Source organism: Henriciella pelagia (assembly GCF_002088945.1).
Taxonomy (GTDB): Bacteria; Pseudomonadota; Alphaproteobacteria; order Caulobacterales; family Hyphomonadaceae; genus Henriciella; species Henriciella pelagia.
The window spans coordinates 141,559-166,976 of the sequence record NZ_NCSU01000007.1 but is presented as its reverse complement, the minus strand read 5'-3'; the positions used below and the strand labels follow the sequence as shown (position 1 = coordinate 166,976).

Here is a 25,418-nt window from a genome sequence, read left to right as displayed (position 1 = left end):
CGCCAAATGACTGCAACAGCAGGCACCGGCGCACCGAAGCGCGTCTTATAGGGATGAAGACAATCGCACGCAACCACCAGAAACGGCGATTTACAGCTGGCCCATCAGCCGATCCGTCTGCACCGGTCTGGCTATGGGGCCAGCATGCCGTCGAGGCGGCCCTCGCCAATCCGAAACGCGAGATATTGCGACAGATCGCAAGCGAGAACGCCGCGCGGCGCCTTGGCCTGTCTGACGTGGAAATCCTCGACCCGAAAGCCATCGACAAACTCCTGCCGCCGGGCGCGGTTCATCAGGGCCTTGCGATCCGGGTGAAACCACTGGAAGCGCTGTCGCTCGACGATGTTCTGGCAAGCCCGCACGCGCCGACCCGCATCTGCGTGCTCGACCAGTTATCCGACCCGCATAATCTTGGTGCTATATTCCGCTCTGCTGCCGCTTTTGGAATAGGAGCCATCATCCTGCAGACCCGCCACACGCCGCCAATCACCGGGGTCGCTGCAAAATCTGCCGCGGGCGCAATCGAGACCGTAGCCGAAGTGCGCGCCGTTAACATTGCCCGTGCCATCGACCAGCTTGGCGCGGAGGGGTTCCATACGATCGGCCTCGCCGGTGAAGGCGATGAGACAATCCGGAATGCTATCAGCGGCGCACCAAAGGTCGCCTTCGTGATGGGCGCCGAGGGTTCAGGCCTTCGCCCGGCCGTTGCCAAGGCCTGCGCAACGCTCGCCCGCATCCCGATGCAGCCGGGTATGGAGAGCCTCAATGTCTCCAACGCCGCGGCGATTGCCTTTTACGAATCCATGCCATCGAAGGAGAGCTGATGACACTGCACGGCCCCGTCTCGAACACCTATTTCTCGCAACGCCTGAAGCTTCACTATGTCGACTGGGGCAATGAAGACAAACCGCCCCTCCTGCTGGTTCATGGCGGGCGCGACCATTGCCGCAGCTGGGACTGGGTTGCGCAGGAACTTCGCGACGACTGGCACATCATCGCGCCTGATCTTCGCGGTCACGGTGACAGCGCCTGGTCGCCCGAAGGCAATTACAACATGCAGGCCTATATCTACGATCTCGCGCAGCTCATCCACCAGCTGAAGCTCGCGCCGGTCACCATCGTCTCGCACTCGCTGGGCGGTAATATCTGCCTGCGCTATACCGGGCTTTATCCGGAGAATGTGAAAAAACTCGTCGCGATTGAAGGGCTCGGTCCGAGCCCGAAGATGCTGGCCGAACGCCAGAAGACGCCGTGGCAGGACCGGTTCCGCAAGATGATCGAGGACAAGCGCGCCCTGTCAGGCCGTCAGCCCAAGCGCTATGAGAGCCTCGAGCAGGCCTATACCCGCATGAAGGAAGAGAATGGCTTTCTGTCTGAAGAACAGGCGCGCCACCTCACCCTGAACGGCATCGCGCGCAATGAGGACGGCACTTATAGCTGGAAGTTCGACAATTATCTTCGCGTCTGGGAATCGGTGGATCTCACCCAGGAGCAGATCCATGAGCTCTGGGCCTCGATTACCTGTCCGACGCTGCTCCTCTATGGCGAGAAAAGCTGGGCCTCCAGTCCGGCAGAGGATGGCCGCGACCGTCATTTCGGCAATGCCGAGGTAAAGCTCTTCCCTGAGGCCGGCCACTGGCTCCATCACGACCGGTTCGATCTCTTCATGGAAACGCTCCGCGATTTTCTCTGAGCTTGACGTCGCCACCTAGGATAGTTTATCGTTTTTCGATGAATTCTAAATTTGATTATCGGCCCGGTGACGTGGTCTCTGTCCGCTTCGGCGGTGTGCTTCGTCACTATGGTGTGGTGACTCATGGAGGCCGGATCCTGTCCAGCAATGGCCGCTATGGCGGGGTCGTCTCCCAGAGTTTTGAGGCGTTTGCGCGCGGACGGGATATCCAGAATCACGGCCCTGGCGAGGGTGAAAGCGACCATCTCGCTTCCGCGCGGGCGAACCGGCGCCTCGGCCATGACTACCACCTGACAGGCTCGAACTGTGTACACTTCGTACGGCATGCACGGGGTCGTGGGCCGACGGCAACACAGGTCGCCCGCGGCGTATTCGAGGCTGTCAGGGACATGCTGAAGCCCTATCGTCGCTCTTGATTTTCAGGCGCTGGCGTCAAAGCGTAACCAGCACGCAATCCCGACCTTGTTATACGTCCGCATCATCATGACCATGTCGCGAAACCGGTGATCCGGCCCGAGTTCCTTCGGCAGGAGCGGATCGTAATTGATTGCCCTGATGACGCTCTGCCCGACCAGAAAGGTCTCCTTCGCGGCAACTGTTGCTGGCAAGTCCGGCACCAGCTTCATGCTGTCCTCCATGGTCCGGATGGCGCGGTCATAGGACTCGCGCAGGACATCGACGGACCAGAGGCCCGACCAGGCGGCCTCTTCACCACTCGCTGTCGCGCAGACGCGATGTATCAGGATGCCTTCGTCGGCGCCGATGGATATCAGATCGTTGCGATGGTCCTGCAGGTCACGGGCGAGGTTGGCTGGACGCACCCAGAAATTCTGCGGGGTCTCGCGATAGCCTGACAGGGCCAGTGCCCGCTCGCGCGCACGCACCTGCTTGCGATTCGTCCGGCCGAGATGCTGAGTCAGTGCCGTGAGCCACTCGCCATCCCAGTCGCGTTTGCGATCATTTACGTCTTTCCATTTCTGGACGCGGGTCGTCAGCGCCCGTGAGCGCGGGCCGGGGACGTAGACGCCGCGGTCGGAGCTTTCCAGATGACCGCTCTGCATCAGGCGGGTTACAGCGACGCGCATGGTGGCGGCTTCGATGTCGAAAAGCGTGCCGGCCTTGATCAGTCGGCTGATGCTGATCTGGGGCACCTCGCTCCCGGCCAGCAGGGAAAGCACGAGCGAGCGGGCTGTGATCTCACCGGGGTCCGAAGGACGAAATTGATACAGTTGTTGATACATAGTGAGGCGTAGTGTAACAAACCCTTGCAGCTAGTGAGGTAACGCGATGTCATATTTAATGAAGCTCTCAGATGCCTTGTCAAAGGAGGAATTGCGACAATTGCGTGAAAAGTCCAATCTGAAGGCCGGGATCACTCTGGCCTGGAACTGGGCACTGATCGCCGCGGCCTTTGCAATAGCGATCATCTGGACAAATCCGCTCACGATCCTGCTCGGCATCCTGATCCTCAGCGGACGCCAGCTGGGGCTTGGCATCATCAATCATGATTGCGCCCATCATGCTTTCTTCAAGTCAAAGGCTGCAGACGATTTCGTCGGTGAATGGCTGGCCGGCGCGCCGATGAACATTTCGCTGGCCGCCTATCGCGCCTACCACCTCAAGCATCATAAATATGCCGGCACTCCCAACGATCCCGATATCGGCTTCGTCAAAAATTACCCGGTGCCGCGTGAGAGCCTGGTCCGCAAGTTCAAGCGGGACCTGACCGGCCAGACAGGCATTCGAGACACGCTATTCAAGATCCGCAAGTTCAAGCTGTCACGGAACTGGAAGTGGCTCGCCTTTCATGTGGCGCTTCTTGGCGCCCTCACCGCTGTTGGTGCGCCATGGGCCTATCTCATGTGGTGGGCGGCGGAACTGTTCATCTATCCGGCAATTGTGCGCCTGCGCCAGATTGGCGAGCACGGCACAGCCATTGACCGTACGCAACTTGACGCCCGCCTCAATACCGGCACCACGGTCGCCCCGTTCTGGCAGCGCATCTTCATTGCGCCGAACAATGTGAACTATCACCTCGAACATCACTTGCTGGCCAGTATTCCGCCCTACAATCTCGGGCGCATGCACCGCATCCTCAAAGAGCGCGGCTTCTATGCCGAGACCGACTGCATCTCGCATGGCTATGGCGATGTGATCCGCCGGGCCATTCGCCGTGATGAGCCGGCAATGGTCGCGGCAGAGTAGGGCGGGGGTCTAGCCCTTCGCCCTGGGCAGGGTGAGCCCGAACAGGATGGCACTTGCGCGCAGGATGAAGGCCGTCGCCGTCCCTGCTGCGACGGCGACGGTACCGCTCGGCCCATACTGAACCAGCAGGAAGTAGACGACCGACCCTGCAATGGCGCACGTCGCATAGAGTTCGCCTTCCTTGAGGACCAGCGGTTCCTCATTGGCGACAACATCGCGGATAAGGCCGCCAGCGCTGGCGGTAATCGTCCCCATCATGACCACAACAAGGAAACCGTGGCCGAGAGCGTGCGCCTTGGCGGCACCTGCAATCGCAAAGAGCGCCATACCCGCCGCATCCGGCCAGCGAAGTGCCCTGAACTGGCTGACATAACGATAGAAGAAGAAGGCTGTCACTCCGCCCGCCATGGCGAGGATCAGCGTAATGGAATCGCTGAGCCAGAAGACAGGCTGGTCGAGCAGCAGGTCGCGCAGTGTGCCGCCGCCAATTGCAGGCAGGAATGCGAGCACAATGACGCCGAGAAAATCCATCTCCTTGCGTACAGCGACGACGCCCCCCGAGATCGCGAAGACGAAGACGCCGATCCGGTCGGCCAGCATCAGGAGGAATTCAGGTCCCATGGCGAAGCGCTATGCCGGAGATCGCGCGTGACGTCCATTCACGCCACGCTTCTGGTCCCAAATTTCGCGTTCGAATGTTGATCTATGTTACCGCCCTGCGTGTCATCTGGAAAAGTTTGCAACCTATGAGGGTGGCCCCGCGTAAGTGGTCGCAGATGGGTGCTTGGTACGCCTCGGCGTCCCCATCTGATCGACAACCCCGACCCGCCTCAGGCGGGCAAAGAAGGAACGCAAGATATCAGTCATGCAACATATTCGAGAGGATCATTACACCACCCGAACGAACGCCCGCCCGCAATTCATCCCGCGCGAAGAACCCGTCATCCATGGCCGCCCAGACCGGCAGCCACCCTTGCGGCCAGACCAGCTGGCCGAATTCAGCCGCAATGGTTTTATCGTACTCGAGAACGTGTTCGCTGAGCACGAAGTCGAGCGCATGAAAGCCACGGCGGAAGAACTTCGCCAACACCCGGCCAGCCTCGCCGATGAGACGGTTGTATCCGAGCGCGACAGCGGCGCTGTCCGCTCGATCTTCGCCATCCACCGCCAGTCGGTTCACTTTGATTATGTTGCCCGCGACCGCAGACTCGCTGATGTGGCGCGCTGCATTCTGGCCGATGAGGTCTACATCCACCAGTCACGCCTGAACTACAAACCTGCCTTTCGGGGCCGTGAATTCTACTGGCATTCCGATTTTGAAACCTGGCACGCCGAAGACGGGATGCCGAACATGCGGGCGATTTCAATGTCGGTCATGCTGACGGACAATCACCCGCAGGCTGGCCCGGTGATGTTTGTACCAGGCAGCCACAAGACATTCATCTCGTGTGTCGGCGAAACGCCTGACGACAATTACAAGGCCTCCCTGAAACGCCAGGAAACCGGCATTCCGGACGCGAAGAGCATCGAGACGCTGGTCGATGAAGGCGGGATTGAAGCGCCCGCACCAAAAGCAGGTTCGGTCGTGATCTTCGATTGCAACACGCTTCATGCATCGAACGGAAACATTACCCCGTTTGAGCGGATGAACGCATTCTTCGTCTACAATGCGTGGTCCAACCGGCTGAAGACTCCGTTCGCGGCGCACAAGCCCCGGCCTGAGCATATCGCCCACAGGAAGGTGGACCACCCGATCCGGATCGTCGACTCCAATCAGGCGTTCGAGTAACCGGCGGACCTGCCCTCTCGCCCGGCGCGCGGTCACAGTTTCGCGAGCCGGTGCGGGAGGCCGCTTGTCTTGGCGCGAACCTGTCCTAGTGTCGGTTCCCATGGCGCACACCACTTTGATTGATCAGAAGTTTCAGGACCCGTTCCTCACCGCCAAGGGCGAAGTGCGCGGCAGCGTGCACTGGCGCGGCCTGAAGACGCTCTGGCTGAATACCGGCACGCTCTGCAACATTGAATGCGTGAACTGCTACATCAAAAGCTCGCCGACCAATGACAATCTTGTCTATCTCACGCTCGCGGACGTGACCCCCTTCCTGGATGAGATCGAAGCGCTCGGCGAAGGTGCGAAGGAAATCGGCATTACCGGTGGCGAGCCCTTCATGTGCCCGGACATTCTGAACATCATGCAGGCCGTGCTCGAGCGCGGGCACTCGCTCCTCCTGCTGACGAATGCGATGCGCCCGATGATGCGGCCGCGCATTCAGGCCGGATTGCTCGACCTGCGGGAGCAATATGGTGACCGCATGGTGCTCCGTGTCTCGATGGACCACCATACCAAAGCTGTTCACGATGCCGAACGCGGCGCGGGCAGCTTCGATGCCGCCTGCGAGGGGCTTTCCTGGCTAGCCGAGCATGGATTCAACCTTGCCCTTGCCGGTCGTCAGGCCCTTGCTGAAGACGAAACCGAAGCGCGGGCTGGCTATGGCGCGCTGATCGAGACCCTCGGCCTCGGCATTTCACCATCCGACACCAGACAACTGGTTCTCTTTCCGGAAATGATCGAAGGCGACAGCCCGCCCGAGATCACGACGGCGTGCTGGGGTATCCTTCATGTGGACCCGGCGGACATGATGTGCGCGAGCCAGCGCATGGTCGTGAAGCGAAGAGGCGAAGGGCATGCCGTCGTCACAGCCTGCACATTGCTCGCCTATGACAAACGGTTCGAACTCGGCGCGAGCTTGAAGGAAGCGACTGCCGAGCCCGTTCAGCTCAACCATGCATGGTGTGCGAGCTTCTGTGTGCTCGGCGGCGGCAGCTGCTCGGCCTGACCCTCCCCTCCCGCTGGGGGCGTCGGGGTGGGGCTCTCACTCCGCCGCATGTCTTGCGCTGACGGCATCCCGGTCCTGATAGACCGTCCCGGTCGACCGTGCGGACAGCCCTGTAATTGTTCAGGCCGGCAGAAGGGAAGGATCGTACTTGCAGGTTTCTGATGGCGCGTTAGGAGAGGCGCTCCATGGCGATTGCTCCCAACCTCCGCGTCTTCAGGCACAGAGCATATCTGCACTACTGGCTGATGCGGGTGTCGATTGCGGCCGCACGGCAGATGGAGGCCGTCGCAATTGGCTGGCAGGTCTACAATGTCGCGCGCGATCCCGCGGAAGTCGGCGGGCTTGGCTGGGGAATTGAGGAATCGGCCTTCCTGCTCGGTCTGGTCGGCTTGTCCCAGTTTCTGCCGGTCCTGCTGCTCTCGCTTGTGGGTGGACAGGCGGCGGACCGGCTGAACCGGAAAATGATCCTGCTCATTGCCATTGCGGTGCGTATCCTGGTTTCCTTCGCCCTGCTGGCGTCGGTCTTCCTGCCGGCGAGCTATGCCCTGCCCATTGTGTTCGGCGTCGCGGTGACCCTTGGCTGCGTGAACGCCTTCGTGCCTGCGGCGGCAAGCTCGCTGTTTCCGCGATTGATCCCGCGGATCGAACTGCCCACGGCCATTGCCTGGAACTCTCTCGGCTTCCAGACAGCGACGATTGCCGGCCCCGCCATCGGTGGCCTTATCTACGCTTTTGGCGGTGCCGAGGCGGTCTATATTTCGGCCATTGTGCTCGCCTGCTTCTCGTTCACGGCGCTCGCGACGGCCAAGACGCCGCCGCACGAGAAGGTGTTAAATGTGCGCGGATGGTCGATGGTGTTCGAGGGGCTCGGCTATATCCGCCGCAACAAGATCGTGCTCGGCGCGATTTCGCTGGATCTTGTCGTGGTCTTCTTCGGCGGGGCGAAGGCGCTGCTGCCCGTTTTCGCCCGCGACATCCTCTATGTGGGTGAGGTGGGGCTAGGTTTCTTGCAGGCCTCGGTTGCTGTCGGTGCAGCGTCGGTGGCCTTCGTGCTGGCGACCCGCCCATTGGCGCGCCGTGTGGGCCCCTGGATGATGTGGGCTGTCGGCGTCTATGGCGTGGCCACGCTGGTGTTCGGGTTGTCTACCTCGTTCTGGCTGTCTTTCGCCGCCCTGGCGGTGACAGGGGCAGCAGACGAGATTTCAGTCTTCGTGCGTGCCTCGCTCATTCAGCTCGCGACACCGGACGAGATGAAGGGCCGCGTGTCCTCTGTCTCCTTCATCTTCATCTCTGCGTCGAATGAGCTTGGCGAGTTTGAAAGCGGTGTGGCGGCGCGCCTGCTCGGCCCCGTGGGTGCGGTGGTCTTCGGCGGCTGCGCGGCCATTGCGACAGCGCTTTTGTGGACCCGGCTCTTTCCGGACCTCGCGCGGGCTGACAGGTTCGATAGTGTCGAGGAACAGGCCGTCAAACCGGCCTAGCGCCAGAAGTCCCGTCGCCGTTCGCGCATGCGCTCGGACTCCCAGCCAGAATCGCTGAAGCCGAGAAGTTCGTCGAGCTTCCACGACTTGTAGAAGATCACGACATAAAGCGCGCGGAGCGCCACGATACCGGCAAAGCATGCGGCGACAAAAACCATGGCCTGAATGGTCTGTTCGCTCATCTGTTCAACCCCTCATTTGAACACGATGTTGAACACCTAGATGGACCAAGCCTTCTGAAAAGTGACTCGATTAGATGAAATTTGGCCTACTCGGCCGCTATTTTCGAGATTGCCGGAGAGTGTTGCGCGCCGCGCACAATCCGTCCCGGTTTCGCCCCTGTTGGCGTGCCGTCGCGGTAGATTGTCTGGCCGGCGACAATGGTCGCGGTATAGCCGGTTGCCTTCTGCATCAGGCGTCGTCCCCCAGCGGGAAGATCCCGGATGATCTCGGGCCGATGGAGGGTCAGGCTGTCATAATCGATAATGTTGAGGTCTGCCCGATAACCCGGCTGCAACAGGCCGCGATCGTGAAGGCCCATCCAGTGCGCCGTATCAGCCGTCTGCATCTTTATGACCGACTCGATTGCGAAGCGGTCGCCGCGAGACCGGTCCCGTGTCCAGTGGGTCAGCATCGTCGTCGGGAAGGAGCCGTCGCAGATCATGCCGACATGAGCACCGCCATCAGACAGGCCGGGAATGGTCGCCCGGCTGTTGAGCATCTCATAGGACGGATCGAGCGAGCCCTGCGCGTAATTCAGGAACGGCAGGTACAGCATGCCCCGGCCGTCATCTTCAAGAAGGATGTCGAGCGCGACCTCTTCATTGGTGAGACCCCGCTGTTTCGCGATGGCTTCCACGGTGCGGTCGGTTGTCGGTTCATAATCCGGCACGGCATCCAGCACGAACAGCTTGCCGAACTGGCGCAGCAGGCTCTGCACGAAGGGGTTGTCCGGATCCGGCTTGCTGGCAAGCAGGCGGGCGCGGAAATCCGGATCCCGCAAGGCGGCGACCTGCTCGTCCAGCGTCTTGTCCTTGATTTCCTGATAGACCGGGTGAGCCGTGAACGGGTTCATGGTGAGGTCCAGCCCGAGCAGGACCCCGACGGGCCGACCGCAGACCTGCGCGCGCATCGGCAGGCCATCGTCCACAGCCTCTTCAATGGCACCGAGCAGCGCGCGCCAGCCTTCTGGAGCGACGTCGGACTGTGCGAGCGAGACAGAGAGTGGCCGTCCAGATGCCTCGACGATCCGGCGCAGCATCGCCGCTTCCTTTTTCGGGTCGTTGAAGTCCGAAACAAATTGCAGGACGCCCTTTCCGGCATCCTTGAGGGCCATGGCGATGCCGGTCAGCTCGGCTTCGGAGGCGGTGAGCGTCGGTGTCGGCTGGCCGTCGGATGTACGGTGATTGAGGGTTCTGGAGGTCGAAAAGCCGAGCGCGCCCGCCTCTACGGCCGCTTTGGCCAGCCGGGCCATCTCGGCAATGTCAGCGTTGGTCGCGTCCTCGCGGTTTGCGCCCCGTTCGCCCATCACATAGACGCGCAGCGCCGCATGCGGCAGCTGTGCCGCGAAGTCGATATCGAAAGCCTTGCCCGACAGGCTGTCGAGATATTCGGGAAAGCTTTGCCAGTCCCATGGAAGGCCCGTCGACAGGACTGGAAACGGGATATCCTCGACGCCTTCCATCAGGCGGATCAGCCGATCGCGATCGGCTTCTCGGCAGGGCGCAAAGCCGACGCCGCAATTGCCCATGACGGCGGTGGTGACACCGTGAACCGAGGAGGGCGTCAGCGTGTCGCCCCAGGTCACCTGCCCGTCATAATGGGTATGCACGTCGACAAAACCCGGCGTGACGAGTTCACCGCGCGCATCAATTTCTTCGCGGGCCTTCGCGGCAATCTGCCCGATCGCGGTGATGCGTCCAGCGTCGATGGCGATATCGGCGTCGCGGCCTGGTGCGCCTGTTCCGTCAACGACGAAGCCGTTCCGGATGACGAGATCATGGGTCATTCTGTGTCTCCCGATAGCCTGTCTCTGACTGCAGGCTTCGGGGACAGGAAGCAGACTTCACCACGGGGAAGTCAAATCAAGACTTAGCCTGCCGGACAGGAATTTCCGTCTTCATAACTGTTGCCGATATCGTTGATGGCATCGCCAATCAGGCTGATGCCGGCCGTCAGGTCCTGCGCTTCGGTATCTTCCTCAGCGGCCATCATGAGAGATCCCATCATGTTGCCGACAACGTCTTCTGCGCCCTGACCATTTTCTTCCATGGCGGTCGTGACACGAGACAGGGTCACTTTCATCTGAGCCTGTTCGGTCTCCGTCCTGGAGGCGACTACCTTCTCAAAGCAACCGCAGAATGTGTCGGCTGTAATGCCTGTCTCATCGAAGGTCTCCTGCGCCTCAGGATCGCTCGCGAGGATATCGCAATCTGCGCGAAGCTCTGATGTTTTCGTGGCCGGTTCGTCGTCCGCGCCCCCGCATGCCGAAAGAAGCAAGGCTGCTGCGCCGAGATAGAATGCTGATTTCATTGGATCGTCCCCTGTTTGCCTGACGTCGGTATCAGACAAACCTGCTCCGCGCCCGCTGTCCAGCCTCAGCCGAAATGTTTCGAGAGCTTCAGGCCCTGACCCTGATAGTTGCTCCGCTTGCCGCCATAGAGGGCGGATGGCTTGGCGGCCATGTCCTCATAGACAAGTTTGGCCACTGGCTGGCCATGCTCGAGGATGAAAGGCACGTCGCGTGAGCGCACCTCCAGCACCGCGCGCGAGCCGCCCTTGTTCGTGCCAAAGCCGGGGTCGAAGAATCCGGCATAGTGCGCGCGAAACTCGCCAAGCTCAGGCGCGATGGGGGCCATCTCCGCGGCCTTGGTGCCGGCCACTTTCACCGCTTCGCGTGAGGCGAGGATGTAGAAATCCTCCGGGTTCAGGACCAGCCGCCCCCTGTGGGGAAAGAGCGGTTCCCAGAAATCGGCGATCTCGTGCTTGGCTATTCCGCGCAGGTCGATCAGCCCGGCATGATGCTTGGCGCGCCAGCCAACCGGTTGGCCGTCTGGCAGGTCCATGTCGATAGACACGGTTTTCTCGCTCGTATTCTGCGGCTTGTTGCGCCGCAGGCGAAGCTGCGCAAGCCGGTCGCCGGGGCGCACAAGTATTGAAAACGTCCGAGGGCTGATTTCCAGCCAGAGCGGACCGGAATAACCGGTCGGGATATCGTCGAAAGCCTTGCCGCGATTGGTCACGAGACGGGTGAAAACGTCGATGCGGCCTGTCGAGGATTTGGGGTTGGCGCGGCCCGAAATGCCCGCAGGCAATTTCACATGCTCCATTAAGGGGACGAGGTAGACGCAGCCCGTCTCAAGAACAGCGCCCTGCCGGGTCAGGTCGATACGGTGAAGCTCGATCCCCGGCTCCTGCAGAACGTCGGCGACGGACCGGTCTGCGCCCGGCAGGAAGGATGCTCGGATGCGATAGGCGTCCTGGGCAAGGCGCAGGTCAAGGCTGGCGGGCTGGATCTGGTCGACGTCCAGCGGTTCTGTCGAGCGGATGGCACCCGCATCGAACAGCGCTTTCAGTTCGTGATCAGGCAAAACGCCCGGTTTTGCTTCAGCCATCCCTTGATCCCTTTCGAATATGAGGCTTATGACGGTCCGCTCTTTATTGGAAGGACCAAAGGCCATGTCGAAGCGCGATGGAGATGACTGGAAGCCAGCGACGAAACTCGTCCGCGGCGGCACCATGCGCTCGCAATTTGGTGAGACGTCCGAAGCGATCTTCCTGACGTCAGGCTATGCCTATGACAGCGCCGAACAGGCTGCGGCTCGCATGGCTGGCGAAGAAGAAGGCTTCGTCTATTCGCGTTATGCCAATCCGACGGTACGGATGCTGGAGGAGCGGCTTGCCCTGCTCGATGGCGCAGAAGCCTGCCGCGTGACGGCATCGGGCATGGGCGCGATCTCCAGCGCAATGATTGCGCCGGTCGGGGCGGGCGATCGCGTGGTGGCTGCGAGCGCGCTGTTCGGCTCCTGCCGGGTCATCTGCCAGACGATCCTGCCGCGCTATGGCGTGGAGACGGAGTTCGTTCCGGGCGCCGACCTCGATGCCTGGAAGAAGGCCCTGTCCCGGCCTGCAAAGCTCGTGCTGATCGAATCACCCTCGAACCCGCTCCTCGAAGCCGTCGATATCGAGGCTGTGGCTGAGCTCGCGCACAAGGCAGGTGCAAAACTTGTCGTGGACAATGTCTTTGCGACTCCGGTGCTCCAGCGGCCATTTGATCTGGGTGCGGACGTTTGCGTTTACTCCGCCACCAAGCATATGGACGGGCAGGGTCGCGTGCTGGCCGGTGCCATTCTCGGCAAGGCGGACTGGATCGAGGAATTCATTGATCCGTGGTTGCGTCATACAGGTCCTGCTGCGTCTCCATTCAACGCCTGGGTTGTGCTGAAAGGCCTGGAAACACTGGACCTTCGCGTGCGGGAAGCCAGTCGCAGCGCAGCCCGTATCGCCGACGCAATTGCGGGGCATGCGAATGTCAGGGCGGTCCATTATCCCGGCCGGAAGGACCATCCGCACCATGCTATTCATGCGAAGCAGATGAGTGAGGGCGGAACCCTCATTGCGTTCTCGGTGAAGGGTGAGCGCGCTGAAGCCTTCCGTGTACTGAACGCGCTGACACTGGTGGACATTTCAAACAATTTAGGTGACACCAAATCCCTTGCTTGCCATCCGGCATCGACAACACATCGCGCGTTGAATGAGGAAGAACGGGCCTCCATGGGGCTCGACGAAAGCTGGATTCGCCTGTCCGTCGGTCTCGAGGATGCGGGCGATCTGGAAAAGGATATCCTCGCGGCGCTGGATGCGATGTGATCTGAGGGAGTGAAGGGTATGGCCGGCCGACCGCCACCACCCGTCTATGAAGCCGAAACGGCTGGCGTGAAGATTCGCGTCCAGCCACGCTTCATGCATGATGAATCCAGGCCTGCATCCGGCGAATATGTCTGGTCCTACACAGTGGAGATAGAGAACGGGTCGCAGCGGACCTGGACGCTCACCATGCGCCATTGGGACATTATCGACAGCCATGGCCGACGCCAGCTGGTTGACGGCGAAGGCGTGGTTGGCCAGACGCCGACACTGGAACCCGGCAAGTCGTTTCGCTACTCTTCCGGTGCGCCGCTTGCCGCGCCGTCGGGCATGATGGGCGGAATGTACACATTGGTCGGCGAGGATGGCGAGGAAATGCACGTGCGCATCCCGACCTTCTCCCTCGACAGCCCGTATGAACGCTCCCGTCCGAGCTAGACCCGCCTGCTTCTTTAAATTTTGATGGTTCCGCCTGGCTTTGGGGTATGAAGATTTGCTTTGTACTGTTACAGGAATGGCTGACGATTGGCGGTTTCCATTACAGGGGCCGCTTTGCTTGGGGGCGTTTCGTCAAACATTGCAAGGGGGCGGCTCAATGCCAATGGCATTGATGCTGGGGGGACAAAGAAACATGAGTGCGTTCACTCGCATACCGAGCCCGAACTTCGATGATCGGCGTACAGGCGTCGACATGCTGGTTCTCCATTATACGGGTATGAAATCGGGCCAGGATGCGCTCGACCGGATGTGCGATGCAGATGCCGCCGTGTCGGCCCATTACATGGTCTGGGAGAATGGCGACGTGGTCTGCCTCGTCGACGAGGAAAAGCGCGCATGGCATGCGGGCGTGTCCAGCTGGCAGGGCGACCAGGACCTCAATTCGCGCTCCGTCGGGATCGAGATCGTGAATGGCGGGCATGACTGGCCAATGGAGGACGGAAAGCTTCCACCCTATCCGGCCGGGCAGATCGCTTCCGTCATCGAACTCGGCAAGGCGATCGTCGAGCGCTGGCAGATCCCTCAGGTCCGGATTGTCGGGCATAGCGATATCGCGCCTGCCCGGAAGATCGATCCCGGCGAGCATTTTCCATGGGCGAAGCTGGCGCAGAGCGGGCTTGGGCTTTGGCCGCTCGTCCTGGCAGAGAAGGAAGGCCCGCTTGAAAAGTCGCTCGCCCAGATTGGCTATGAAATCAAGGATATCAGCGCGGCGACGTCCGCCTTCCAGCGCCGGTGGCGGCCGGCCCGCGTCGATGGCGAGAGCGACAGCGAGACCCGACAGATCGCCCAGTCGGTCGCAGACCTCTACGCGTCGTTCTGAGGTGCCGACTCGTCCGGCTTGGTAGGGCTGATCGCTGCTGCCTTGCGCTGGCGTTCCGCGACCCGGTGCGCCCATTCCACCGATAGGGCCGCGCCGAGCAGCAGGGAGGACACCGACAGGATCAGCCAGATGAAACCGAGGATGACCGAGGCGAGCGCACCATAGAATGTGTCGAGCACCGAAACCTTGAGGTAGAGATGGTAAGCCCAGGTCACGACACTCCAGGCCAGCGCACCGGCAGCCGCGCCACAAAGCATCGACCGGCCTGAATTCACCCGCCCGTGAAGGGACAGGGAGATGATCAGGAAGAAGATCGCCAAACAGGCGAAGAATTTGCCGACCCAGAGCTGCGATGCGATGTTCGAAATGCTCTCGGCGAGTTCGAAAGCAATAAAGCCCTGCCTTTCAGTGATGAAGGACATCAGCAATTGCAGGGCGCCAAGCAGCCAGACCAGCAGGATCAGCAGCGTCGTCATCAGCATGGACACGCCCTGGAAGCGGATGATGTTGGTCCGCTTTTCCGAACCGGCCACCATGCGGATCCCGGTAATTGCGGCCTTCGCGCCGGAACTCGCCGTGTAGAAGACGATCAGTATGGCAAGGAAGGCGCGGATGGTGAGGCCCTGCGGCGTCGCATCGCGAATGGTTGTGAGGTCTGCCTGCTTCAAGGGCGCTACGGCTGAGGTCAGGACCTGGTCAATTGTCAGGGCAAGACTGTCGGACACCGAATGCGGCAGCAGCGAGAAGAGCAGCGTCAGGGTGAGGTAGATGATCGGAAAGATCGCGAACAGCGCATAGAAGCTGATCCCGCCGGTGACGATGCGCACTTCGGGTTTCGACAGGCGCACCATGGCCGACCAGACGGGCAGGATGACCCAATCTGTCATGGGTGCCGGCACCGGCAGGGATTTCAACCACTTCAACATCGATCAAGCCTTTGAGGGGCTTGCCCGTTTCGTCAAGCCGTCCGCATGCCGTAGAACGGTCACAATCGCATGAGACAAGAAACCTTCCTCGTATTGCCGCGGCTGCTGAACCGACAGGCAACTCAACGAGGATTACCATGCCCCACCCAAACTCGCGCGGCGAGCGCCGCGCTCTTGCGCGCAGACTTGATGGCCGTCATGGGCCGCCAACCTATCGCGGCTTCGAAGACAAGAGCTGGAAACTCATCTTCCGCCGTGCCAACAAGCTTCACCGGGCCTTGCAGATCGGAAAGATCTGGCCCCACAGGGAATGGGACAGGCTGATGGCAGATGCTGAGCAAGTGAAAGTGCTGTTTGTGTGCTCGAAGAACCAGTGGCGCAGCCCGACCGGCGAGGCGGTGTTCGGAGAGATCGAAGGCGTCGAGGCCCGCTCGGCCGGCACGGCGCGGTCCGCCCGCCGGAAGATCAGCGTCGCCGACATTCGCTGGGCTGATGTGATCCTCGTCATGGAGGACAAGCATGCTTCACGCATCCGCGCCGACTTCCGCCAGGAGGTCGGCTACAAGGCCCTGCACGTGCTCGATATTCCTGACGATTACCCGTTCATGGACGAGGAACTGGTTGAGCTGATCCGCGCGAAGGCGGAGCCGCTAATCTTCGGAATGGAGGGGTAAGTCTGCCGTCCAGCTTTCGCGCCGCCCTGCCAGCGGTGGTATCGCGCGATGCCGGTGCAAACGGTTGAGCTGCGCCGGCGCCTGGGACGGCCATCGTTTCTGGCATATTCGCCCGTCATCCCCTATATCCCTTTCCTGACCAGACGGCCGGGCAGCCGCTGGTAGTGGGGTAACCTGCTGCTGGAGGAAAGTCCGGGCTCCATGGAAGCAAGGCGGCGGATAATGTCCGCCCGGCGTGAGCCGAGGGAAAGTGCCACAGAGAGCAGACCGCCAATCCTCATCCTGAGCTTGTCGAAGGACGGATTGGTAAGGGTGAAAGGGTGGGGTAAGAGCCCACCGCGGGGCTGGCAACAGTCCTGGCATGGTAAACCCCGCCTGGAGCAAGACCGAATAGGGGGTGCGCATGGGCCGTTTCCAGCCCGCGCCCCGGGTGTGTCGCGTGAGGGTCCTGGCGACAGGGCTCCCAGAGGAATGGCTGCACAGGCGCTTTATGCGCTGGACAGAACCCGGCTTACAGGCCGTCTGGTCAGACTTACTTTTTCCAGAAGCGTCGTTTCTTTTCCCGCTTCAGTCGCACCTTTTCCAGAAGATCCGTTCGCACGCGGAGCATGGCGGCGGCGACGTGAATCTCCCAGAGAAAACTGCCGGTGGCGGCAATGAGCGCAGCCATGGCCAGGATGAACAGGACCGCGACGATGCCGGACACGTCAGCAGCAAAAAGCTGTCCTGTGAACAGGGTCATGATGACGAGACAGACCAGCAACAGTGCCGCGGTCGAAAGCACGATCGCCCGGTTAATCCAGGAGATGCGCCGGTCGAGCAGCCAGAGCTCCGACCGCCAGCGCGGGTGCGCTTCCATCGCGCCTTCTTCGGATAGTTCGATTTCAAGCGCGCGGGAACGGTCCACAACGCGGCCAAGGCGATTGGTCAGGACGGTCAGCAGCGCGCCAATACCGGCAATGAGAAACACCGGCGCTACGGCCAGCTCGATGCTGTGGGCGATATCTGCGGGCAATCCTTCCATATCCGCTGCCTTCACTTTCGCAAACGTCTGTGTCAAGCGCCTTCGAGGATCACACGTGCATCCTCTCTGCAAAGTAATAAGGTTTGACTCTGCCTGTATGAAAGCGCATGCTATGCACACCTTCAGGGTAGTCTGACCCTGGTGCCCGTGTCGGCCCTTCTTTCAAAAGCGGACTCGTCCTCAGGCAGCTTCGCCTTGGAAAGGCTGCGGTTCATAATGTTTATCACATTGCAATACGCTCTGCTTGGTGCAGGGATGATGTCGCTGTCGGCTATGTTCGGCGCAGGTCATGCTCTTGCTCAACCATCTGATAATGTCTTCGAGATGCCTGCCAATGCGCAGCCGCAGCCTTATGGTAAAAAGTGGCGCTGCAAGCCCGGCTTCAAGGAAGACGGCGACAATTGCGGCAAAATTATTCTTCCAGCCAATGCCTATCTTGACGGGCGCAGTTTTGGCAAAGGCTGGATGTGCGCCCGCGGATACACCGAAAGGGGAGATGCTTGCATCGAAATCCCTGTGCCTGATAACGGCTTTCTCAACTCGTCGGGTCGTGGCTGGGAATGCGAGCGGGGCTATCGCCTGGAACTTAATGAGTGTCTGAAAATCGAGGTTCCAGAGAACGGGTTTCTGACCAATGTCCAATATGGGCATGGCTGGCAGTGCGAGCGCGGATACGAAGCAATCAACAATACCTGCCGCATGGTCCAGGTGCCGGAGAACGGCTACCTGGCGGAGTCCGTCTATGGTCAAGCCTGGACGTGCGAGCGGGGCTTTACTGCGGTGGGGGATGCATGCGTGAAGGTCGAGGTGCCGCAAAACGCGCACCTCGACTTTGGCGGCGATCGCTGGGCTTGCGACCGGCCTTACCAGATGATCGGCAACAAATGTGAGTTTCCAGAGGATTTGCACACCGAGTAAGGGGCCGAGAACGCTGATTTACTCCGGTTCGGCAAAGCCCCATCCGTCCGGCTTGTAGCCGCGGGCCAGCGCCATCTTGGTCGTGCGTTCCTCGTGGAGCCAGATGTCCTGCGGCGTGAAGGGGATCGGGCCGATCACGCAGGCAACCGTGTCACCCTCGCTCTCCACATCGACGTCATAGCCAAACGCGCCGAGCGCTTTCTCGAAGGCCTCCTTGCGGGCGTCTTCGCCTTCAATGGGCAGAAAGAAGAGATCGAGCATGATCTCGCTATGCGGCTTTATGTTCTGCTTGTCGCGCAGCTGCTCGCACGTCCAGACCGTTTCGGCCTGCTGCTCGGTGAAATTCCAGTCGGCTTCGTCCATGAAGGCAGGCTTTAGACACAGAAACTCAACCTGTCGATCAGCCCAGCGCTCTGCCCTGTCAAAAACTTGCAGCGATCGTGTGGGCCTGCATTGACGCGCAGGCAATCCAGGGCGCTAATGCTGTTGCGATGAACCGCTGGATGGTCCTTACAGTTTTGGTGGTGCTGTTCGGGATCTGGGTTGGGGTGCCCCAGCTCGGCCTCTTGCCCGATACCGGCTCCGTACACCTGTTTTCCGGCCTGGCGCTCGGCGCATTTGCTTTCGGTTACATTCCTGAATCCGACACGATCGAAACCACAGAACCCGTGCTCCTCTGGCGCCGGTTTGCGGCATTCCTGATTGATCTCATCGCGCTCTTCATGGTGCTGCATCCGCTCATGTCGATGCTGGTGCCCGTAGCGGCCGTGATCGTGGGTGTCGCGCTGGTGTTCAGCTATTTCTGGCTGCATGGCGTGTTCGGGCGCGCGACGCTCGGCCAGTATGTGATGGGCTATACCATCCTGCCGGCCGACGGCGCAAACAGTGAGCCGGAATTTGCCCACCGCACAATTTCAAGCTTTGTTGCGACCTGCCTCTGGCCGGTCACCTTCATCGCCGCCTCGCAGGAAGACGCCACCCCCGGCACTTATCACTGGGACCGGGAGTCCGGCACGCAGGCCGTGCGTCTGATGTCGCTCAAGCGCTAGTTTCCGCCCTCGACCAGCCGTCTTGCGATGACCATGGCCTGGATTTCTCCGGCACCTTCGAAGATGTTCATGATGCGGGCATCGGCGAGAACGCGGGAAATCGGGTATTCCATCGCAAAGCCATTGCCGCCATGGATCTGCAGGGCGTTGTCGGCGGCCGCCCATGAGACGCGGGCGGCGAGCAGCTTTGCCATGCCGGCCTCGAGGTCGCACCGCTTGCCCGCATCTTTCTGACGCGCCGAGAAATAGGTGAGCTGACGCAGGCCAACGAGTTCGGCGGCCATCATCACAAGCTTGTTCGAGACACGCGGGAAGGAATAGAGAGGCTTGCCGAACTGCGTGCGGTCCAGCGCATAGCGAAGGCCGAGTTCGAAGGCGCACTGGCCAACACCGATGGCACGGGCAGCTGTCTGGATGCGGGCGCCTTCAAAGGTCGCCATCAGGTGGCGAAAGCCCATGCCTTCGGTTTCGCCGAGCAGGTTTGCAGCAGGAACCTCGAACTCATCAAAGCCGATCTCGTATTCCTTCATGCCACGATAGCCGATCACCTCGATCTCGCCGCCCGTCATGCCTTTTGCCGGGAACGGATTGTCATCGTCGCCGCGTGGCTTTTCCGCGAGAAACATGGAGAGGCCGGAGAAATTGTTCGTGGCCGGGTCCGTGCGTGCGAGCACCGTCATCAGGTCCGCACGGACGGGGTGGGTGATCCAGGTCTTGTTACCGGTGATCTTGTAGGTGTCGCCATCCTTGACCGCGCGGGTCTTCAGGCTGCCGAGGTCAGAGCCGGTATTCGGCTCTGTGAAGACGGCTGTCGGCAGGATTTCGCCGGATGAGATTGCGGGAAGGTATTTTTCCTTCTGCGCTTCGGTGCCGCCATTCAGCAGCAGTTCCGCAGCGATTTCGGAGCGCGTGCCGAGCGAGCCAACGCCGATATAGCCGCGCGAAAGCTCTTCGGAGACTACGCACATCGACGTCTTGCCGAGGCCAAGGCCACCATACTCTTCCGGAATGGTGAGGCCGAACACGCCAAGCTCAGCCATCTCTTCGACGACGGGCATGGGGATATAGTCATTCTTCAGGTGCCACTCATGGGCATGGGGCACGATGCGGTCGTCCGAGAAGCGGCGGAACTGGTCGCGGATCATGGTCAGCGTCTCGTCGAGGCCGGTCTCCTCCACCGTGGCGCGCCCGAGCGCGTCCGGCAGGTGTTTCGCGGCAGCAGCGAGCGCATCGGACGTCTTGCCCTCTGTCATGAAGCGCTGGACGGCAGGGTCGAAAAGACGCTGCATCCCGGCTTTGGTGACGCCAAGGTCGGCCGGACGGATGATCTCGCCCTGGTTCATCGGGATGCCGCCGATCAGTTGCGCGCAGTATTCTGCAAACAGGATCTGCGAGAGAAGCTGCTCGATTTCACCAAACTTGCCTTCGCCCTGAATCCGCTCTGCCCAGTGGGCGGTTTCGCGTAGCGTTTCGATATAGGTGATGACCCAGGACAGGCCGTGTGCGGCATGCTGATGAACTTCCAGCAGCTTGCGATCGGGCTTGCCGCCAGGCGCGAGCCTGGCCTTCATCGAGGCTTTGGCGTCTTCGCCATAGGCTTCAAGGCTGACAACGGCCTCGTTCATGGCTTCGATCAGTCCACCCATGATCGGCGATGTCTTGTCGGTGACGGCTGCATCCATTTCAAAAGTCCTCCGGGCCCGGTCTCGTGTATATTTTCAGGCGTTTCCCGGCTTGATGACACAAATTTTGCTGCAGCGCAGCGATAAAATCTGTCGCAGGGGCAATCTATGCCTCTGACGGGGGCGTCTCAAACGGAATATCGAGGGCAAGCCTCGCTGCCTCGATGGCATCTAGAGCCCGCTCAAAGCCTGACCAGTCATCCTGTTCAGCGATTGGCTCCCACAGGGCTTCGACATCATCATAGAGCAGGGTGACCGGGGTTCGGCGCTGCCAGTAGTCATGGGAGAGGCGCTCGGTCCGGTGAGGTTCAAATGCGACGAGCTGGTCGAGGACAGGCGCAAAGGCCGGCGCGGAATAAAGATCGCCAATCGGGCTGGCCTTGGCGCGGCTTTCGCTTTCGCGGCCACAGAACCAGTCGAAGAAGACCTGCGCCCACGGTGCCTGCGTGTCCGACATCCAGTTATACAGCGTCTGCAGGAAAGTGAGGTCGGTCTTGAGATCGGCAGAGGATTCAAGGCCGAACAGCTTCAGATTATGCTTGGCAAGGGCGTGCTGATAAGCGCTCTCATAGGTCTGCAGCGCATCGCTTAACGGTTCCGCGTCGCAAACAAGCGTGAATGTCGAGGCAAGCTGTTGCAGTGCCCAGAGACCCTGCGTCGGTTGGCGCCCGAAGCGATAAAGGCCCTGCTGGTCGAAATAGGCTGCCGTGAAGTTCGGATCTGACCAGGGCAGGAAGCGCCATGGCCCGTAATCGAAGCTTTCGCCGGTAATGTTGAAATTGTCCGTATTCATTACGCCGTGCACAAAGCCGCAGGCCATCCACTGGGCCACCATGCGGGCAGTTTCGGCGGTGATGCGCTGTAGCAGGGCTGGCGCCATGACGCCGAGATCATCATCGACGGTGTCGGGATAGTAGACCTCAGCGCAGTGACGGATGAGCCGCGCCAGATTCTCGCGCTCGTTAAGGTACGCGACCCTCTGGAATGTGCCGAAGCGTATGTGGCTATGCGAGAGGCGCACAAGGACCGAAGAGCGCGCTGGCGACGGCTCGTCATTGCGGTATAGCTCGTCACCGGTCTCGATAAGACTGAAGGGTTTGGATGTCTTGACGCCATGCGCTTCCAGGTATTGCGCGGCGAGAACTTCGCGGACGCCGCCCTTCAGCGTCAGCCGCCCATCCCCTTGCCGGGACCAGCGCGTCTGTCCTGATCCCTTGGTTCCAAGGTCGAGAAGACGACCAGTTTCATCTCGCACCTGCGCAAAAAGGAAGCCGCGACCGTCGCCCAGTTCAGGATTGTAAACACCGAACTGGTGGCCGTGATATCGCAGGGCCAGCGGCTGTTGAAGATTGTCGTTCAGCGGAATGAATTCGGCGAAATGGCGGATCCAGTCATTTTCGTCCAGCTCCCCCAGTTTGACATTCTTGGCCCATCGAGTGTTGCGAAATCGCAACAGAGCCATGCCAAAATGCGCGGGCGATGCTGCGTCTGCGAACGCATCGGAAAGTTCGAGAATGGGAAGGTGGTTGGTCATCTATATTGGCCGAAATGGCAGTTTTGACCCGGTTTCTCAAGTAGAGCTGCATGATTCCGCTGCGTTACCGCAGCTGTGTCCCAGAAACATCCCTAGTTCATTGGAGATAGCAAAATACTGCGATGGTGCGCCGCCCACATGAAAATGAATGGTATTCGGCGGTGCAGCATAAAAACCTAATTGAAATCAGATCGATATCGGTCAGCATGAGGGGGAATCTGCTTTCAAAGGGCAGGTGAATAAAAAAAATAATAAGAAATATAAAGTATTTTAATTTTGGGAGGAATACTATGAAGCTTGGATCAAAGCTCGCCTTTGGGGCATCAATATTGGTGCTCGGTGCAGCAGGGACCGCTGCAGCTCAGGACGATGACACGCTGCGCCAGTCGACAGTTACTGTGACAGGTTCCGCCATTGCGGGTACGCCGGAAGACGCGGCGCTGCCTGTGGACGTCCTGACCGCGGGCGACCTGAAGATCGAAGGCTCGCCGAGCATTACGGAGCTTATTCGCAATCTCGGTGTCTCGTCCGGTGTGGACGGGCAGACCAACCAGTTCGCATCGAACGGCCTGGAAGGGACGTCGAACGTCAATCTGAGGGGCCTTGGCCCGGCCCGGACGCTTGTGCTGATCAATGGCCGGCGCCAGACCGTTCACCCCTATGCGATTGGCGAGCAGGCCCAGCTCTTCGTCGACACCAACATGATACCCTCCGCCGCGGTCGGCCGGATTGAAGTTCTGAAGGACGGCGCGGCTGCCATTTACGGGTCGGACGCAATTGCAGGTGTGGTCAACTTCATCACGCGCGATGACCTTAGCGGATTTGAGATTGGCGGAGACTATTCGACCTTTGATGGCACCGATGGCGACTACAACATCAACGCTGCCTATGGGCTTCAGGGGGACAATTGGAGCTGGGTCACCTCGGTCGGCTACAATTTTCGCAACGAGGTTCCGCTTCTGGAAAAGGACTGGGCAATTCTGCCTTATGAAGACAACCCGGTCGGCGGCTGGTCGTCGCTTTCCAATCCGGGCTATTACGTTCCGCTCGGTGTCGTAAACGGCGCAATTGGCGCAATTAGCGGACCGGTTCTGGACAGCGGCTGTACGGACGTTGGCGGCACAGTGGTCGGCACCTGCCGGTTCCAGTTCACGCAGTTCGACAATCTGGTCGAAGAAGAAGAGCGCTATCAGGTCTTCTCCGAATACAACCGGACCTTTGCAAATGGTGTCGATTTCCACCTTGAAGGCCTGTATGGCTTCAGCGACGTTCCATCCTGGAAGACCTCCCCTTCCTATCCGCCGCAGGTTCTCACAAACCAGGTTGTCCCAGGCTCACACCCGGGCTTGCAGCAATATATGGCTGATAATCCGGGTGCGTTCCCGGCGGGGACTTTGGCTGCTCTGTACATTGGTCGCTCGTTCGGCTGGGGCGGTTTCCCCGGTACCAATAACGGGCCTCAGGAAGGATTCCGGACCTATGAGTCCTATCGTCTCGCAGGCGATCTCACGGGGCAGTGGTCGAATGGGGTGACCTGGGACACGGCGCTTAGCTGGTCCACCACGGAAGGTGAGCGGATTACCAATGACACATACATCAATGGTCTGACCATTGCGCTGCAGGGCTTCGGTCTTTGCGGTGACGCGAATACTGGTGCTGTGCCGGCCGGTGCGGTCCCGGGTCAGGGCGGATGTGAATACTACAACCCGTTCTCCAATGCGATTCAGGCTGGTGCGATCAACGGCAATGCGAATCCCCAGTACAATCCGGCACTCGCCAATTCAGCGGCGCTGGCCGACTGGATGACAGATGGCGTCGGCACAGTCGTCACGACGGACCTTCTGGTCTGGGACGCGTCGGTATCTGGTATTTCCAATGTCCAGACGTCCGGCGGTTCAGTCGGTTGGGCTGCGGGCGTCCAGGTTCGCCGCGAAGGATATGAGGTCGATCCCAATGAGGTGACCGATCTCACTGTTAATCCGGGCCCAGGAGGTACAGGACCATTCTCCTTCCTCGCGGGCACGACCCCTGCCGACCGGGATCAGACGATCTACGCCGTATTCGGCGAGCTCCAGGTTCCGCTCTTCGAGGATGTCGATATGCAGTTCGCCGTCCGGTATGAGGACTATGGCGGTGAAGTCGGCTCGACCTTCGACCCGAAAGTGGCCGGTAAGTGGCAGGTCAACGATCAGCTCGCCCTGCGTGGTTCGGCCCAGACCTCTTTCCGGGGGCCAACGCTTAACCAGCTGGACGGTGTCGCAACGACTCTGCAATTCGTCAGCGCGGCTTCTGCATTCAAGGCGGTGGACCAGTTCGGCAATCCAGAGCTCAGCCCGGAAAGTGCTTTCAGCTTCAATATTGGTGGTCTCTACGACAACCTGAATGGTTTCACGGCGTCGATTGATTATTACAATTTCGACTTCTCTGATCCGATCATCGTTGAAGATCAGGCTGACATTGTGGGCGCTGCCGTGGCGGCCATTAACGCTGGAGATACTGAGAACCCGATTATTTCTCGCATCACATTTACGGACAATAATGATGACGGCATAAACCAGGCGAATGAAATCGCCCGGATCCGCACCAACATTGTGAACGGCCCGGACATCAAGACCTCTGGTATCGACCTTCGAGCCGAGCAGGTCTGGGATATGGGGGCTTCGGAGTTCTCCATTGGCGGTGAAGCGACATACATCATCGAATATGATGTCGACGACTTCGAAATCGAAGGCGTCCTGATTGCGGGTGGCGACCGTGTCGGCCAGTTCAACCGGTCGAACTTCTCGCGTTCCCTGCCGCAGTGGAAGGGCAACTTCTTCGCCAACTGGGCAATGGGTAACCACAATGTCCGTGGTGTCATGCGCCATGTCGATTCCTATGACGATGAGCGTGCAGCGGCAGCCCGAGGCGGCGTCGGTGCTGAAATCGACAGCCAGACCACGTTCGATGCGTTCTACACCTATCGTGCAGATGCGTTCGATCTCGGCCTGTCAGTGGTCAATATCACCGATGAAGACCCGCCATTCGCGGCCTTTGACCTGAACTACGATCCGTACACCCACAACCCGTTCGGACGGACGTTCAAGGTCAGCGTGACAACGCGCTTCGGCGGCTGATCCAGAAAAGTCCAATCTTTATGCGGGAGGGCGGCACATATGTGTCGCCCTTCTGTCTGTGATGCGCCCAGAAGTCGGGGGTTGCGTTCGCACTACAG

General features: G+C 60.2%; 25 protein-coding genes and 1 other RNA gene. 15 read left to right on the top strand and 11 right to left on the bottom strand.

Annotation, left to right across the window (positions count from 1 at the left end):
- Window positions 1-53: 53 nt before the first annotated feature.
- The 3 genes from B8746_RS03360 to B8746_RS03350 are packed head-to-tail and all read left to right on the top strand — an operon-like array spanning window position 54 to window position 2,109.
- Window positions 54-824 (top strand): TrmH family RNA methyltransferase, encoded by a 771-nt coding sequence (locus B8746_RS03360; RefSeq protein ID WP_084391824.1) that lies wholly within the window; start codon window positions 54-56, stop codon window positions 822-824.
- Window positions 824-1,693, top strand: coding sequence for an alpha/beta fold hydrolase (locus tag B8746_RS03355; RefSeq protein WP_084391823.1), 870 nt, complete (start codon window positions 824-826; stop codon window positions 1,691-1,693). Before B8746_RS03360 ends, B8746_RS03355 begins: the two co-directional genes overlap by 1 nt.
- 38 nt (window positions 1,694-1,731) lie before the next feature.
- Complete coding sequence (locus B8746_RS03350; protein ID WP_084391822.1) at window positions 1,732-2,109, top strand: C40 family peptidase; 378 nt, start codon at window positions 1,732-1,734, stop codon at window positions 2,107-2,109.
- Between the two features lie 3 nt (window positions 2,110-2,112).
- On the opposite strand, the gene B8746_RS03345 is transcribed toward B8746_RS03350, so the two are convergent.
- Window positions 2,113-2,934 (bottom strand): hypothetical protein, encoded by an 822-nt coding sequence (locus B8746_RS03345; RefSeq protein ID WP_267905929.1) that lies wholly within the window; start codon window positions 2,932-2,934, stop codon window positions 2,113-2,115.
- Between the two features lie 46 nt (window positions 2,935-2,980).
- Here B8746_RS03345 and B8746_RS03340 point away from each other — a divergent pair, with 46 nt between their 5' ends.
- Complete coding sequence (locus B8746_RS03340) at window positions 2,981-3,898, top strand: fatty acid desaturase family protein (RefSeq protein ID WP_084391821.1); 918 nt, start codon at window positions 2,981-2,983, stop codon at window positions 3,896-3,898.
- A 9-nt stretch (window positions 3,899-3,907) separates the two neighbouring features.
- Here B8746_RS03340 and B8746_RS03335 read toward each other — a convergent pair whose 3' ends face one another.
- Window positions 3,908-4,519 (bottom strand): trimeric intracellular cation channel family protein, encoded by a 612-nt coding sequence (locus B8746_RS03335; RefSeq protein WP_084391820.1) that lies wholly within the window; start codon window positions 4,517-4,519, stop codon window positions 3,908-3,910.
- Window positions 4,520-4,763: 244 nt separating this feature from the next.
- Here B8746_RS03335 and thpD point away from each other — a divergent pair, with 244 nt between their 5' ends.
- The 3 genes from thpD (at window position 4,764) to B8746_RS03320 (ending at window position 8,213) form a co-directional block, all read left to right on the top strand.
- Window positions 4,764-5,687: an ectoine hydroxylase gene (gene thpD, locus B8746_RS03330; protein WP_084391819.1), complete on the top strand. Its 924-nt coding sequence runs from the start codon at window positions 4,764-4,766 to the stop codon at window positions 5,685-5,687.
- A 100-nt stretch (window positions 5,688-5,787) separates the two neighbouring features.
- A complete protein-coding gene (locus B8746_RS03325; RefSeq protein WP_084391818.1) occupies window positions 5,788-6,735 on the top strand; it encodes a radical SAM protein in 948 nt (315 codons plus the stop codon).
- A 185-nt stretch (window positions 6,736-6,920) separates the two neighbouring features.
- The gene (locus B8746_RS03320; protein ID WP_084391817.1) at window positions 6,921-8,213 is read left to right on the top strand and encodes an MFS transporter; all 1,293 of its coding nucleotides are present in this window, start codon (window positions 6,921-6,923) and stop codon (window positions 8,211-8,213) included.
- Here B8746_RS03320 and B8746_RS03315 read toward each other — a convergent pair.
- The 4 genes from B8746_RS03315 to B8746_RS03300 all read right to left on the bottom strand — a co-directional run bounded on the left by B8746_RS03315 (window position 8,210) and on the right by B8746_RS03300 (window position 11,827).
- Window positions 8,210-8,395 (bottom strand): hypothetical protein, encoded by a 186-nt coding sequence (locus B8746_RS03315; protein WP_084391816.1) that lies wholly within the window; start codon window positions 8,393-8,395, stop codon window positions 8,210-8,212. The genes B8746_RS03320 and B8746_RS03315 overlap by 4 nt on opposite strands.
- A gap of 86 nt (window positions 8,396-8,481) precedes the next feature.
- Complete coding sequence (locus B8746_RS03310; RefSeq protein ID WP_084391815.1) at window positions 8,482-10,221, bottom strand: N-acyl-D-amino-acid deacylase family protein; 1,740 nt, start codon at window positions 10,219-10,221, stop codon at window positions 8,482-8,484.
- A gap of 83 nt (window positions 10,222-10,304) precedes the next feature.
- A complete protein-coding gene (locus B8746_RS03305; protein ID WP_084391814.1) occupies window positions 10,305-10,745 on the bottom strand; it encodes a hypothetical protein in 441 nt (146 codons plus the stop codon).
- A gap of 65 nt (window positions 10,746-10,810) precedes the next feature.
- Entirely contained in the window at window positions 10,811-11,827 is a 1,017-nt protein-coding gene (locus B8746_RS03300) for a 2'-deoxycytidine 5'-triphosphate deaminase (RefSeq protein ID WP_084391813.1), read from the bottom strand.
- A gap of 64 nt (window positions 11,828-11,891) precedes the next feature.
- Here B8746_RS03300 and metZ point away from each other — a divergent pair, with 64 nt between their 5' ends.
- From metZ to B8746_RS03285, 3 genes are all read left to right on the top strand, one after another.
- Entirely contained in the window at window positions 11,892-13,082 is a 1,191-nt protein-coding gene (gene metZ, locus B8746_RS03295) for an O-succinylhomoserine sulfhydrylase (protein ID WP_084391812.1), read from the top strand.
- 18 nt (window positions 13,083-13,100) lie between these two features.
- A complete protein-coding gene (gene apaG, locus B8746_RS03290) occupies window positions 13,101-13,517 on the top strand; it encodes a Co2+/Mg2+ efflux protein ApaG (protein WP_084391811.1) in 417 nt (138 codons plus the stop codon).
- Between the two features lie 193 nt (window positions 13,518-13,710).
- Window positions 13,711-14,397 carry an N-acetylmuramoyl-L-alanine amidase gene (locus B8746_RS03285; protein WP_084391810.1) on the top strand — a complete coding sequence of 229 codons (687 nt, stop codon included), beginning with the start codon at window positions 13,711-13,713 and terminating at the stop codon, window positions 14,395-14,397.
- Here the strand turns inward: B8746_RS03285 and B8746_RS03280 are convergent.
- The gene (locus B8746_RS03280; RefSeq protein ID WP_084391809.1) at window positions 14,382-15,323 is read right to left on the bottom strand and encodes a YhjD/YihY/BrkB family envelope integrity protein; all 942 of its coding nucleotides are present in this window, start codon (window positions 15,321-15,323) and stop codon (window positions 14,382-14,384) included. The genes B8746_RS03285 and B8746_RS03280 overlap by 16 nt on opposite strands.
- Before the next feature lie 137 nt (window positions 15,324-15,460).
- On the opposite strand from B8746_RS03280, the gene B8746_RS03275 reads away from it, so the two are divergent.
- Both B8746_RS03275 and rnpB read left to right on the top strand, forming a co-directional pair.
- Window positions 15,461-15,997 carry a low molecular weight protein tyrosine phosphatase family protein gene (locus B8746_RS03275; protein WP_233123891.1) on the top strand — a complete coding sequence of 179 codons (537 nt, stop codon included), beginning with the start codon at window positions 15,461-15,463 and terminating at the stop codon, window positions 15,995-15,997.
- 139 nt (window positions 15,998-16,136) lie between these two features.
- An RNA gene (rnpB, locus tag B8746_RS03270) (RNase P RNA component class A) lies at window positions 16,137-16,527 on the top strand.
- 2 nt (window positions 16,528-16,529) lie between these two features.
- Here the strand turns inward: rnpB and B8746_RS03265 are convergent.
- Window positions 16,530-17,021, bottom strand: coding sequence for a DUF2721 domain-containing protein (locus B8746_RS03265; RefSeq protein WP_084391808.1), 492 nt, complete (start codon window positions 17,019-17,021; stop codon window positions 16,530-16,532).
- Between the two features lie 216 nt (window positions 17,022-17,237).
- Here B8746_RS03265 and B8746_RS03260 point away from each other — a divergent pair, with 216 nt between their 5' ends.
- On the top strand, window positions 17,238-17,939 hold the full coding sequence (locus B8746_RS03260; RefSeq protein WP_084391807.1) for a hypothetical protein: 702 nt from the start codon (window positions 17,238-17,240) through the stop codon (window positions 17,937-17,939).
- An 18-nt stretch (window positions 17,940-17,957) separates the two neighbouring features.
- Here the strand turns inward: B8746_RS03260 and B8746_RS03255 are convergent, their stop codons facing one another.
- Window positions 17,958-18,302, bottom strand: a complete 345-nt coding sequence (locus B8746_RS03255) for a hypothetical protein (RefSeq protein ID WP_084391806.1) — start codon at window positions 18,300-18,302, stop codon at window positions 17,958-17,960.
- Window positions 18,303-18,442: 140 nt separating this feature from the next.
- On the opposite strand from B8746_RS03255, the gene B8746_RS03250 reads away from it, so the two are divergent.
- On the top strand, window positions 18,443-18,988 hold the full coding sequence (locus tag B8746_RS03250) for an RDD family protein (RefSeq protein ID WP_158084526.1): 546 nt from the start codon (window positions 18,443-18,445) through the stop codon (window positions 18,986-18,988).
- Here the strand turns inward: B8746_RS03250 and B8746_RS03245 are convergent.
- The gene (locus B8746_RS03245) at window positions 18,985-20,670 is read right to left on the bottom strand and encodes an acyl-CoA dehydrogenase family protein (protein ID WP_084391804.1); all 1,686 of its coding nucleotides are present in this window, start codon (window positions 20,668-20,670) and stop codon (window positions 18,985-18,987) included. The two genes, B8746_RS03250 and B8746_RS03245, sit on opposite strands and share 4 nt — an antisense overlap.
- A 106-nt stretch (window positions 20,671-20,776) precedes the next feature.
- Complete coding sequence (locus B8746_RS03240; RefSeq protein WP_084391803.1) at window positions 20,777-22,204, bottom strand: protein adenylyltransferase SelO family protein; 1,428 nt, start codon at window positions 22,202-22,204, stop codon at window positions 20,777-20,779.
- Between the two features lie 290 nt (window positions 22,205-22,494).
- Between B8746_RS03240 and B8746_RS03235 the strand changes: the two genes are divergently transcribed.
- The gene (locus tag B8746_RS03235) at window positions 22,495-25,320 is read left to right on the top strand and encodes a TonB-dependent receptor plug domain-containing protein (protein ID WP_084391802.1); all 2,826 of its coding nucleotides are present in this window, start codon (window positions 22,495-22,497) and stop codon (window positions 25,318-25,320) included.
- The last annotated feature ends 98 nt before the right edge of the window (window positions 25,321-25,418 follow it).